The organism is Blautia sp. AF32-4BH, from assembly GCF_003460565.1.
Classification (GTDB): domain Bacteria; phylum Bacillota; class Clostridia; order Lachnospirales; family Lachnospiraceae; genus Fusicatenibacter; species Fusicatenibacter saccharivorans.
Genome location: NZ_QTVL01000017.1, coordinates 1 through 12,917, shown reverse-complemented (window position 1 = coordinate 12,917; position 12,917 = coordinate 1). Strand labels below are relative to the sequence as shown.

12 protein-coding genes are annotated in these 12,917 nt (G+C 46.2%); all 12 read left to right on the top strand.

Annotated features, from left to right (window positions below; genetic code table 11):
* Positions 1-84: 84 nt before the first annotated feature.
* Positions 85-1,059 carry a cell wall hydrolase gene (locus DWZ44_RS15520; RefSeq protein ID WP_117805260.1) on the top strand — a complete coding sequence of 325 codons (975 nt, stop codon included), beginning with the start codon at positions 85-87 and terminating at the stop codon, positions 1,057-1,059.
* Positions 1,060-1,878: 819 nt separating this feature from the next.
* Positions 1,879-2,346 (top strand): NfeD family protein, encoded by a 468-nt coding sequence (locus tag DWZ44_RS15510; RefSeq protein WP_117805259.1) that lies wholly within the window; start codon positions 1,879-1,881, stop codon positions 2,344-2,346.
* Complete coding sequence (locus tag DWZ44_RS15505; RefSeq protein ID WP_117761275.1) at positions 2,343-3,311, top strand: SPFH domain-containing protein; 969 nt, start codon at positions 2,343-2,345, stop codon at positions 3,309-3,311. Before DWZ44_RS15510 ends, DWZ44_RS15505 begins: the two co-directional genes overlap by 4 nt.
* A 355-nt stretch (positions 3,312-3,666) precedes the next feature.
* Complete coding sequence (gene argF, locus DWZ44_RS15500) at positions 3,667-4,656, top strand: ornithine carbamoyltransferase (RefSeq protein WP_117805258.1); 990 nt, start codon at positions 3,667-3,669, stop codon at positions 4,654-4,656.
* Positions 4,657-4,822: 166 nt separating this feature from the next.
* Positions 4,823-5,815: a biotin--[acetyl-CoA-carboxylase] ligase gene (locus DWZ44_RS15495; protein WP_117510129.1), complete on the top strand. Its 993-nt coding sequence runs from the start codon at positions 4,823-4,825 to the stop codon at positions 5,813-5,815.
* A 32-nt stretch (positions 5,816-5,847) separates the two neighbouring features.
* Positions 5,848-6,231: a DUF6145 family protein gene (locus tag DWZ44_RS15490; protein WP_117510128.1), complete on the top strand. Its 384-nt coding sequence runs from the start codon at positions 5,848-5,850 to the stop codon at positions 6,229-6,231.
* Positions 6,221-7,219, top strand: a complete 999-nt coding sequence (gene dusB / locus DWZ44_RS15485; protein WP_243002119.1) for a tRNA dihydrouridine synthase DusB — start codon at positions 6,221-6,223, stop codon at positions 7,217-7,219. Before DWZ44_RS15490 ends, dusB begins: the two co-directional genes overlap by 11 nt.
* A 120-nt stretch (positions 7,220-7,339) precedes the next feature.
* Positions 7,340-8,734, top strand: a complete 1,395-nt coding sequence (locus tag DWZ44_RS15480; RefSeq protein ID WP_117805257.1) for an MATE family efflux transporter — start codon at positions 7,340-7,342, stop codon at positions 8,732-8,734.
* A gap of 232 nt (positions 8,735-8,966) precedes the next feature.
* Entirely contained in the window at positions 8,967-9,449 is a 483-nt protein-coding gene (gene greA, locus DWZ44_RS15475; RefSeq protein ID WP_022461080.1) for a transcription elongation factor GreA, read from the top strand.
* Positions 9,450-9,477: 28 nt separating this feature from the next.
* Positions 9,478-11,526, top strand: a complete 2,049-nt coding sequence (lysS, locus tag DWZ44_RS15470; protein WP_117805256.1) for a lysine--tRNA ligase — start codon at positions 9,478-9,480, stop codon at positions 11,524-11,526.
* Between the two features lie 212 nt (positions 11,527-11,738).
* Positions 11,739-12,185, top strand: coding sequence for a hypothetical protein (locus DWZ44_RS15460; RefSeq protein ID WP_005330834.1), 447 nt, complete (start codon positions 11,739-11,741; stop codon positions 12,183-12,185).
* 62 nt (positions 12,186-12,247) lie between these two features.
* Complete coding sequence (locus tag DWZ44_RS15455) at positions 12,248-12,850, top strand: Type 1 glutamine amidotransferase-like domain-containing protein (protein ID WP_077326061.1); 603 nt, start codon at positions 12,248-12,250, stop codon at positions 12,848-12,850.
* Positions 12,851-12,917: the final 67 nt, after the last annotated feature.

The following is a 12,917-nucleotide window of genomic DNA, read 5'->3' as shown; positions in this document are numbered from 1 at the left end:
CCAGTTGACAAAAAGATGTAACACTGGTAGAATCGGTTTGTAACAAGATGTAACAAAAACGTAATAATTGTTCAGGAGGTAAGTATGACATTCAAAAAAAGTTATGTGCCGGGCATCCTGGGGAGCGTGCTCACACTGACTGTCATCATGGCTGCACCCGTAAAAGCAGAGACAAAGGAAGAAACCATTTTAAATAAAACAGACTGGAGCACAATGGCTGCAGCAAACGTAGAAGGATATGTCAACATCCGCAGCGAGGCAAACGCAGATTCCGAGATCGTCGGAGTTCTGATGCCGGGCTATGCGGTTACTGTAACAGAAAAAGGAGACGAGTGGAGCAAGATCTCTTCCAATGGTGTAGAAGGCTACATAAAGAATGAATATCTGGTATTTGGGGAAGAGGCAAAAGCACATTACCGCAATATGTGCGGTATCACCGGAGTTGTTCAGGCGGACAGCCTTCGTGTCCGTGAGGCAGCATCCACAGATTCCGCGCAGATCGGAACACTGACACAGAATGGTGAGGTCAGCGTATTCGGCGAAGAGGCAGACTGGTATCAGATCCAGTACAGCGGAAGCAGCGCATACGTTCATGGAGACTATGTGACACTTTCAGAGGAGTTAAAAGGTGCTGTTTCCATGGAGGAATACCAGGCATCACAGGCCTGTGCGGCAAGCAGCGCAGCAGCAGCCTCCACAGCAGGCAGTGCATCGGTAATTTCCGCAGACAGCAATGATGTGGCAATGCTTGCAGCACTGATCGAGTGCGAGGCAGGCGGCGAGAGCTACACAGGAATGGTGGCAGTCGGAGCGGTTGTAGTAAACCGTGTCAACAGCGGTTCCTTCCCGAACAGTGTTTCCGGCGTTATTTATCAGGGTGGACAGTTTACACCGGTTGCGACCGGAACCTTCCAGAGCGTGCTTTCCCGCGGAGCAAGAAGTGACTGTTATGCAGCTGCACAGGCAGCACTTTCCGGCGAGAGCCCGGTTGGCGGATGCCTGTATTTTAACAGCGGCTACGGCAGCGGAATCCAGATCGGATATCAGCATTTTTATTAAAAACAGGCGTGGAACCTTCGCAAGGGGATAGGCGGAGAGAGCATGCATTTCCATAGATTGTGATCGGTTCAAAGTCATGAAAAATGAGATGGAATCGACGGTATAGAAAAAAGAGTAAGTGAACAAGGGGAGACGTTCACTTACTCTTTTTTTACTCTGAAACAAATACTACCGGATAGTCAAAAAGTGCAGACTATCCTTATGGAGTTTTACAGGAAATGTTGTTGGATTTCCAGTTACGGGACATCGTTATTTTCAAAAATTTTCAACAGCTTGGTTTTCTGGTTATCGGCGCGGAAGTCTGCTAATGTCTGACGTAGTGTTGTATGGCGGACGCGGTAGGTATTGGAGAGAAAACAGAAAAAAGTGATTCCCCAAAATACCGGCCAGAGCAACACACATTTATGGCGACCTGATGCTGTTTCACCTGGTGATTGGTGCAATGTATCTGGCGAAGGAAGAGATGACATATGAAGGAAAAAATGTTTCTGTGGTCAGAAAGCTGCTGAAACAGTATGGGTCAGATCCGTTTGTTCGAAAAACCCTGACGATACGGAATTGCCTGCATTACGCAGTTCAAATCAAATCGGTATTCTGGAAACTATTGAGCTTCACCCTCGTATTATTTTTACGTATTCACGCATATGGTTTTTTGTCAGCTATCCTCGTTTTCATGTCCCGGCTTGGAATTGACAGTCTGTAGATGATTCCTGACAAATCTTTCTTTTTTCTGAATGTTTTTAACTTTGCTTGTTATTTTTTCATCATTATAGTATGATGAATACAACAGCCAATTTTTTCAGAAAGGGGGAAAAACGCATGGGTATTACAGCTTACCTGCCGGTTTATTGGCTGATCGCACTCGTCGTTTTTTTAGTGATTGAAGCAGCAACACTTGGTCTTGCGACGATCTGGTTTGCAGGTGGGGCGCTTGTTGCTTTGATCGCTGCCATGTGCGGAGCAGGGATTGTGATTCAGATCGTACTGTTTCTTGTTGTATCGCTGGTACTTCTGTTTTTTACACGTCCGTTCGCCGTTCGCTTTCTGAATAAGGATACACTGAAGACGAACGTGGACCGTGTGGTTGGCATGGAAGGAGTCGTGACGGAAGAAATCTCCAATCTTGCGGGAACCGGAAAGGTTTCGCTTGGCGGAAATATCTGGACCGCGCGGACAGAAAACGAAGGAGGCACGATTCCCGTGGACACTGTTGTTGCAGTGCTCCGTGTGGAAGGCGTCAAGCTGATTGTAAAGGTCAAAGAAAAAGAAGGAGGAAATGAAACATGAGTGGTGGAGGAGTTGCAGGAATTTTATTGATTGTGCTTCTTGTGATTGTACTGTTTATTGCAGCATCGTGTGTGAAGATCGTGCCGCAGGCCAGTGCTTACGTTGTTGAGAGCCTTGGAAAATACAAAGGCACCTGGGCAACCGGTCTTCATTTTAAAGTTCCGTTTATCGAGCGCGTGGCCATCCGCGTGAATTTAAAAGAGCAGGTGGTGGATTTCCCGCCGCAGCCGGTTATCACAAAAGATAATGTTACGATGCAGATTGATACCGTTGTATTCTTCCAGATTACCGATCCGAAGCTGTTTGCATACGGTGTTGTCAATCCGCTGATGGCAATTGAAAACCTGACGGCAACAACGCTTCGAAACATCATCGGAGATCTGGAGCTTGATGAAACGCTGACATCCCGTGAGATCATCAACACGAAGATGCAGGCTGCGCTTGATATCGCGACCGATCCGTGGGGAATTAAAGTAAACCGTGTCGAGCTGAAAAACATTATGCCTCCGGCAGCCATTCAGGAAGCAATGGAGAAACAGATGAAGGCAGAGCGTGAACGCCGTGAAGCAATCCTGATTGCAGAAGGAGAGAAAAAATCGACCATCCTTGTTGCCGAAGGTAAAAAACAGTCGGCCATCCTCGATGCAGAGGCTGAAAAACAGGCGGCTATTCTTCGCGCAGAGGCAGAAAAAGAGAAACGGATCCGTGAGGCAGAAGGCCAGGCAGAGGCAATCCTCAAAGTACAGCAGGCAAATGCCGATGGTATCCGCGCGATCAAAGAAGCCGGTGCAGACGATGCTGTTCTTACCTTAAAGAGCCTCGAGGCACTCGGTGTTCTGGCAAATGGAAAGGCAACAAAGATTGTTGTTCCGTCCGATCTGCAGGGACTGGCAAGTCTGGCCACCACATTCAAAGGTATTGTGGAGGAACAGAAAGTGCCGGCAGGAAAAGAAGTGCAGAAGTAAAATAGAGATAAATCGATAAGAAAAAGAGAATTCTCCCACAGAAAGCGTGATGCCGGATGTGGGAGATTTTTCATGGACAGCGAACAAAAGTCCGCAGTTACAAGAGCCCCCGGTGACAGCCGTGATAACGGGAAAAATGGAAAGAGAGTGTTTTTAAAGTGCATAAAAATGCATATTATATGAATAATATAAAGAAAATACGTAAAAATATACATTTTCCTCTTGACAGATGAACAGGTCTGTTTCATAATAGAGACTATTCAAGGAAACCAAGGGGCAAAAAACTTTTTGACCCAACATCACAGTATAGGAAATAATAAAATACACCATATGCAGATATAAGGAGGAACAAGCCATGGATTTAAAAGGACGCGATTTTCTGACATTGAAAGATTTTACACCGGAAGAGATTGCCTATCTGCTGGATCTGTCCGCAGAGCTGAAGGAGAAGAAAAAGAAAGGCATTCCGGTGGATACCCTGCGCAGTAAAAACGTTGCACTGATCTTCGAGAAAACCAGCACCAGAACCCGCTGTTCCTTCGAGGTAGCTGCACACGATCTCGGTATGGGAACAACGTATCTGGATCCGACCGGTTCCCAGATCGGCAAAAAAGAGAGCATTAAAGATACAGCCCGCGTTCTTGCCGGTATGTATGAGGGAATCGAGTACCGTGGATTCGGCCAGGAGATCGTAGAAGAGCTGGCAAAATATTCCAAAGTCCCGGTATGGAACGGACTGACGAACGAGTACCACCCGACCCAGATGCTCGCCGATATGCTGACAATCCAGGAAGAGTTCGGCCACTTAAAAGGCATCAAACTCGTTTACATGGGCGACGCCCGCTACAATATGGGAAATTCCCTGATGATTGCATCTGCCAAGATGGGAATGGATTTTGTGGCCTGTGCACCGAAGAAATACTTCCCGAACGCAGAGCTTGTGGCTCAGTGTGAGGAGTATGCAAAGGAGAGCGGTGCAACCATCACCCTCACCGAGGACGTAAAAGAGGGAACAAAAGATGCCGATGTTATCTACACCGATGTCTGGGTATCTATGGGTGAGCCGGACAGCGTATGGGAGGAGAGAATCCACGATCTGACTCCGTACCGTGTCACAAAAGAAGCAATGGCAAATGCAAAAGATACCGCCGTATTCCTGCACTGCCTGCCGTCCTTCCACGATCTGAAAACAAAGATCGGAAAAGAGATCCACGACCGCTACGGCCTGAACGAGATGGAAGTAACCGATGAGGTGTTTGAATCTGCGCAGTCGAGAGTATTCGAAGAAGCAGAGAACCGTATGCATACGATCAAAGCAGTTATGGCAGCGACCCTCGGAGCATAAAGTTTTGGGTGGAAAAACCGGAATAGACTGTGTATAATAGAATAACGAAGAAACACGCACAGCAGCGCTGCGGAAAACTCTTCCGCAGCGCTGCTGTTGATTTTACGAAACGAAGAAAGCGTGCTTCTTATGTGAGAAAGCGACACGAGGAGTGTGAAGATACGATATGCTGGAAAATAAGAGAGCCGAGACGCTGCGTCTTCTGCGGGAATCCGGAAAAAATGTTTCCGGACAGGAGCTGTGTGAACATTTTGGGATTTCCCGCACCGCAGTATGGAAGATGATGAATCAGTTGAAAGAAGAAGGATACGAAATTGAGGCTGTTCAGAATAAGGGATACCGTCTGTTAAATGAGCCGGATCTCGTAACGAAGGATGAGCTGGAAAGCCGCACGCATACGAAATATGTCGGACAGACGGTTTATTACAGCCGCGAGGTGGATTCGACAAACACGTGGGCGAAGCGGCTGGCGGAAGAGGGTGCGCCGAACGGTACCCTGACAACAGCCGAGACGCAGACTGCCGGAAAAGGCCGCCGCGGCAGAGTCTGGAAATCACCGGAGGGAACCTCTGTTTCGATGTCGATTCTGCTGTACCCGGATCTTGAGCCGGCCAAAGCACCGATGCTGACGATTGTAATGGGACTTGCCGTAGTGCAGGGTGTGCAAAAAGCGCTCGGTGTCGATACGAAAATCAAATGGCCGAACGACGCGGTGCTGAATGGGAAAAAGCTCTGTGGGATCCTGACAGAGATGAGTGCACAGATTGATTATATCAATTATGTTGTCATCGGAACCGGAATCAATGTCAATCAGATGGAATTTCCGGAAGAAATCGCGGAGATTGCGACCTCACTGGCGATAGAAATGGGTCATTCCGTCAACCGGGCGAAAGTGGTCGCAGCAGTGCTGGAGGCATTTGAGGAGGACTATGAAAAATTCCTGGAAGCAGGGGATCTCTCCGGGCTGAAGGAAGCATATGAGGCTGTGCTTGCAAACAAAGACCAGCCGGTGCGTGTACTCGATCCGAAGGAACCGTTCGAGGGCGTTGCACTTGGCATCACGCCGACCGGTGAGCTGCGCGTGCAAAAAGAGGACGGAACGATCACTGAGGTGCATTCCGGCGAGGTTTCGGTGCGAGGCTTATACAGCTACGTATAGAGAGACCGGAAAAGGAAGAGAAAGGAAAAATTATGTATTCAGATAATGAAAAAGTAGTGCTCTGCGGAGCAAGTGCATACGAACAGAAATATTATTTTAACCAGGATTTTGCATCCCTGCCACAGTCTGTGCAGGATGAGCTTCATGTCATGTGTGTTATGTTTACGGTGGAAATCGGCGGTATTTTTACCATGTGGTTCGACAGCGACGGAAGTCTGCAGTTTGAAACAGAGGCCGTAGACGCAGATGCGATGTACGACGAGATCGGCGGCGCGCTTCGGATTAAGCAGTATCAGGAAGAAAAAAAGGAGCTGCTGGAATCCCTGGAGCTGTATTACCGTGTCTTCTTCCTCGGTGAGGAGGTGCCGGAGGAGGCGCTGATGGAAGAGGACGGAGAGAAGCCGAATGGAAAATAAGAAACGTACACTGCAAAAGATGCCGCCACTGAAAATCGGAAACGTGGAGATGCCAAACCCACTCGTGCTTGCACCGATGGCGGGGGTGACGGATCTGCCGTTTCGTGTTCTGTGCAAGGAGCAGGGCGCGGGCCTGATCTGTATGGAAATGGTGAGCGCGAAGGCAATTTTATATAAGAATAAAAATACCGAGGATCTGATGACGATCGATCCGGGTGAGCATCCGGTGTCCCTGCAGCTTTTCGGCAGTGATCCGGAGATTTTGGGGCAGATTGCCGCGGAGATCGAAGAAAGGCCGTTTGATATTCTGGATTTTAACATGGGCTGTCCGGTGCCAAAGGTTGTCAATAACGGCGAAGGCTCGGCCCTTATGAAGGATCCGCATCTGGTGAGGGAAATCGTGACAAGCATGGTAAAGGCAGTGAAAAAGCCTGTAACCGTAAAGATTCGAAAGGGCTTTAACGAAGAATCGGCGAATGCTGTGGAAATTGCGAAGATCCTCGAGGACTGCGGAGTGGCCGCAATTGCGGTTCATGGAAGAACGAGAGCGCAGTTTTATTCCGGAAAAGCAGACTGGGATATCATCCGCCGGGTAAAAGAGGCAGTATCGATTCCGGTTATCGGAAACGGCGATGTGACAGATGCGGCAAGTGCCGAGGCACTGGTGGAGCAGACCGGCTGTGACGGAATCATGATCGGACGCGGCGCGGAAGGAAATCCGTGGATTTTTAAACAGATTCTTCATTATATGGAAACAGGCGAAACGCTTGCAAGGCCGACCCAGCATGAGGTAAAAGAAATGATGCTCCGCCATGCACGGATGCAGGTGGAATACAAAGGCGGCGCGATCGGCATCCGCGAGATGCGCAAGCATGTTGCATGGTATACGGCAGGCTTTCCGCACTCGGCAAAGCTACGCGCGGCGATCAATCAGGTGGAGAGCCTGCAGGCGCTGGAACAGATGCTGAATGAGTGGGAACGAGGATAAAAAATAAGTCAAAAAAGTACCTATGATATGCCAATATTGATATATCATGGGTGCTTTTTCTGTGCTATACTGATAAACAGAGGTATTGGGACAAAAAACACTAAAGAGGGAGTGTAGTGTATGACTATGAAGGAACTTTTCGCACCGTCCGACATGACGGTGGGAAAGCCGTGGGAAAAGATTGTAGCTTTTACAATCCCTATGCTGATCGGCAACATTGCCCAGCAGCTCTACAACACGGTTGACAGTATTGTGATCGGAAAATATGTCGGGGACAATGCGCTTGCGGCAGTTGGAAGCGCCAGCCCGATCTTAAACCTGCTTCTGGTTCTGTTCGTCGGAATTTCCGTCGGCGCCGGCGTCATGGTGTCGCAGTATTTTGGGGCAAAACAAAGAAAAGAGCTTTCAATGACGATCGGAAACTGCGTCACGCTGACAGCAATTTCTTCCATCATTATTATGATTCTGGGAGCCGTCCTCTCAAGGCCGCTGCTGGAAATGCTGAAAACACCGGATTCTATCATCGACTGGTGTACCTCGTATCTGGTGATCCTGATGGTGGGTTGTGCCGGCAGTGCGTACTATAACATTCTATGTGGTATCCTTCGCGGACTCGGCGATTCGATTTCGGCGCTGATTTATCTGCTGGTGGCAACGGTCATCAACATTGTATTGGATATTGTATTCGTTTCCCAGTTCCACATGGGCGTTGCCGGAGTTGCATACGCGACCGTGATTGCGCAGGCAATTTCTGCAGTACTCTGCATGTGGCGTCTGATGCGTATGACCGACATTTTTGATTTCAGACCCAAATACCTGAAAATGAAAAAACAGTATTCGATGGAAATTATCCGCCTTGGCCTGCCGTCCGGTATTACCCAGGCGATCTTCTCCATGGCGATGGTTATCGTACAGTCGCTGACCAACAGCTTCGGTGAAATGGTTATCGCCGCGAATGTTATCATCATGCGTGTCGATGGCTTTGCAATGATGCCGAACTTTTCGTTTGGTACCGCGATGACAACGTATGCCGGTCAGAATGTCGGTGCACGCCGTATGGACCGCGTAGAGCAGGGCGCAAAACAGGGAACACTGATTGCAGTCGGAACCTCAACGACCATTACCCTTTTAATTGTTATTTTCGGCCATCATCTGATGGGAATCTTTACGAATACCACAGAGCTCGTAACATTAAGTGCCAATATGATGAAGATCCTTGCGGTCGGCTATATTGCCATGGCAATAACACAGTCGCTTTCCGGCGTCATGCGTGGAGCAGGCGATACGATGACCCCGATGTGGATTTCGATGGTTGTTACTGTTGTAATCCGTGTGCCGCTGGCATACGGTCTGGCCTTTCTGACCAGAACGCCGGAGCTGCCAAACGGACGATATCAGGTACTCTGGATTTCCATGCTGGTAAGCTGGTGCATGGGTGCGCTTCTGACGCTGATTTTCTATAAAAAAGGAAATTGGAAAAAGAAAGCACTGACAGGAAGCTCATCCGAAAAATAAAGGAAAAATAAGAGAAAGATGCAGGAAGGATTTGTGAAAAAGAAAATCTTTCCTGCGTTTCTTTTTTTCTTGACATTCCGTGGGCAATCCTTTATACTACTTTAATTGTTAGGATAGGCGGAGTCTATCCTTATTTCAACCGGGAATACTGAAAATACAGCGCATTTCCGGAGAGTTTACAGAATAAAATCAGATATGACTGGATACAGAAACGATAGAAAGGGTGTATAAAATGGAACAGAAAAAAACGATTCTTACCTATGCCGGCCTGAAAAAACTGGAGGACGAGCTTCACGATCTCAAAGTAAACAAACGTAGAGAAATTGCCGGTAAAATCAAAGAAGCAAGAGAGCAGGGAGACCTTTCCGAGAACGCCGAGTACGATGCAGCAAAAGATGAGCAGCGTGACATCGAGGCAAGAATTGAAGAGATCGAAAAAATCCTGAAAAACGCAGAGGTTGTTGTTGAGGACGAAGTAGATTCCGATAAGATCAATATTGGATGTAAAGTAGACGTACTGGATCTGGAGTATGACGAAGAAATTGAGTTCCAGATCGTTGGTTCCACCGAGGCAAACAGCCTGGAAGGAAAAATTTCCAACGAGTCTCCGGTAGGAAAAGCTCTGATCGGCGCGCACAAGGATGATATTGTCGATGTAGAAACACCGGCCGGAATTATGCAGTACAAAGTACTTTCTATCCAGAGAAATATCTAAAAAATACAAAGAAAAGGGAGTGAAGAGATTGGCACAGCAGACACAGGAACAGGATATTAACCACTTACTGAAGGTTCGCCGCGAGAAACTTGCAGAGCTGCAGCAGAACGGAAGAGACCCGTTCCAGATTACAAAGTTCGATCAGACACATCATTCGCTTGAGGTGAAAGGTCTTTACGAGGCACATGAGACTGAGCTGTTAAAAGACCGCCAGGAGCCGAACGTAGAGGGAATGGATGAGGAGCAGGCGAAAGAAGCTCTTAAAAAGGATTACGAAGAGAGAAGAAATATCATGGACGCAAGCCCGATCCATGTGGCAATTGCAGGACGTATGATGTTTAAGAGAGTCATGGGCAAGGCATCTTTCTGCAATATCCAGGATTTACAGGGAAACATCCAGGTATACGTTGCAAGAGATGCGATCGGAACAGAGTCTTACGCTGATTTTAAAAAATCTGATATCGGTGATATCTTCGGAGTGGAAGGATTTGCTTTCAGAACAAGAACAGGTGAGATTTCTATCCATGCAGAGAAGGTGACACTCCTCTCCAAGAGCTTACAGATCCTCCCGGAGAAGTTCCACGGTCTGACAGATGTAGATACCCGTTACCGTCAGAGATATGTAGACCTGATCATGAACACAGAGTCTAAAGATACCTTTATCAAGCGTTCCAAGATTCTCAGTGCGATCCGCAAGTACTTAAGCGGAGAAGGATTCATGGAAGTTGAGACTCCAATGCTTGTACAGAACGCAGGTGGAGCAGCAGCAAGACCGTTCGAGACACATTTCAATGCCCTGAACGAAGATCTGAAGCTTCGTATTTCCCTGGAGCTGTACCTGAAGAGACTGATCGTCGGAGGACTCGAGAAGGTATATGAGATCGGACGTGTATTCCGTAATGAGGGTCTTGATACAAGACATAACCCGGAGTTCACTCTGATGGAGCTTTACCAGGCATTTACAGATTACCACGGCATGATGGATCTGACAGAGAACCTGTATCGTTTTGTTGCGCAGGAAGTGCTCGGAACGACACAGATCGTATACAAAGGAATCCCGATGGATCTCGGTAAGCCGTTCGAGCGTATCACAATGGTTGACGCAGTGAAGAAGTACGCAGGCGTTGACTGGAATGAAGTTGAGACTCTGGAGCAGGCAAGAGAACTTGCAAAAGAACATCATATTGAGTTTGAAGAGAGACATAAAAAAGGTGATATCCTGAATCTCTTCTTTGAGGAGTTTGTAGAGGAGCATCTGCTTCAGCCGACGTTCGTTATGGACCACCCGGTTGAGATCTCGCCGCTGACGAAGAAAAAGCCAGAAAATCCGGAATATGTAGAGCGTTTCGAGTTCTTCATGAATGGTTGGGAGATGGCAAATGCTTATTCTGAGCTGAACGATCCGATCGACCAGAGAGAACGTTTTAAAGCCCAGGAAGAACTGCTTGCACAGGGCGATGATGAAGCCAATACAACAGATGAAGACTTTATGAACGCATTGGAGATCGGTATGCCGCCGACCGGTGGTATTGGATTCGGCATTGACCGTATGTGTATGCTTCTGACAGGCGCGGAGGCAATCAGAGACGTGCTGCTCTTCCCAACAATGAAGTCCTTAGATGGTGTAAATAAGAAAAATGATGTAAATAATACAGCTTCTGAAGCACCTGAAAAAAATGTAAAAACTGAGTCTGAAAAGATTGATTTTTCTAAGGTAAAGGTAGAGCCTTTATTTGAGGAAATGGTAGACTTTGATACATTCAGCAAGTCAGATTTCCGTGCGGTAAAGGTTAAAGAGTGTGTTGCAGTACCGAAGTCAAAGAAACTGTTACAGTTTACTCTTGATGACGGAACAGGCACAGACAGAACCATTTTAAGCGGTATTCATAGCTTTTATGAGCCGGAAGAACTGGTTGGAAAGACTCTTATTGCTATCACAAATCTTCCACCGAGAGCTATGATGGGCATTGACTCTTGCGGTATGCTCCTCAGTGCTATTCATGAAGAAGAAGGCGAAGAAAAGCTTCATCTTCTGATGGTTGATGACCACATTCCAGCAGGTGCAAAGCTCTATTAAGATGATGTAAAGATGTACCGTTTTACCGAATAGACGGGACGTACTTCATTTGATAAAAAACTAAAAAAACAGCGATTTACATCAAACTTACATCAATTGATGCAGAAATCGGTGCAAGCAAGAAAAAATCGCATAATTAGTGCAATGAGTGGGCAATTCCAATCGGAGTTGCCCATTTTTAAAACAAACAGAAATACAAATCAGAGTTTGTGATGGTAGATAATATGGAATGGTTTAATGTTTTTGGGCTGATTTTTATTGCAGTCATTATGATACCCAATGTTGTATTTGCGATTAAGTGCAAAGATGGATTTGATAATAAGTGGAATAATAAATATGTTGAGGTCACAGAACAAGTAGGGAGATTGGGTTGTTTCGGATTCATGATAATCAATATTCCGGGAACTTGGTTCGGGTGGTGGTCTGACGAAGCATTTGCACTATATCTGATTGTAGATACCATATTGGTAATGCTTTATTGTGCTATTTGGATTATATGTTTTAAGAAAAACAGCGTTTTCAGAGCATTAGCACTTTCTATTATTCCTTCAATGTTGTTCTTATTTAGTGGGATTATGAGTAGGTCAGTGCTATTGATTATTGCATCAGTATTATTTGCACCAAGTCATATTGTGATTTCATATAAAAATGTAAAATGATATTTACAAATTCAAGTTTGTTAAATTGGAAAATTAGAATTTATATATAAAGGAGAATATTGATGAAACTGTTTTTATGTTCGCACTTTTCAAGTGTAGGAAGTCTGATAAAGGAAGAAATTGAAAATAAAAAAGTCGCATTTATTCCAACAGCTTCGCTGCGTGAAGGCTACACCGGTTATGTCGGCTCGGCTCGAAAATTATTCAAAAAGTTGGGAGCAATCGTAACTGAAATTGATATTTCAACGGAGGCTTATTCAACGATACAGTCTGTTTTTGAAGATGCGGATGTGATATATTTTACCGGCGGAAATTCTTTTTTCCTTATAGACCAGCTCCGTAAAACGGGAACGGATGAGCTGTTGAAAAAAGAATTGGCAAAGGGAAAACTGATGATTGGTGAATCGGCAGGTGCGATTATATGCGCTCCAAGCATCCAATATATCGAGCAAATGGATGAAAAGCCGGAGGACTACTCACAAGAAGATGATGCAGGGCTTGATTTGATTGATTTCTATGTTCTTCCGCATTATCTTACAGCACCATTTAAGAAAGTTACCGAGAAAATAATGACTGAATTTTCGGATTTGAATCTATGCCCTATTAACAACCATCAGGGAATTGTAATTGATGGTGAAGGTTCAAAGGTTATTTGCAAAGACTAATTTGAAAAATCCTTTTTTTGAAACTGGAAAATCGGAAGCTGAGGAGATAGACTATTGAGAACATATG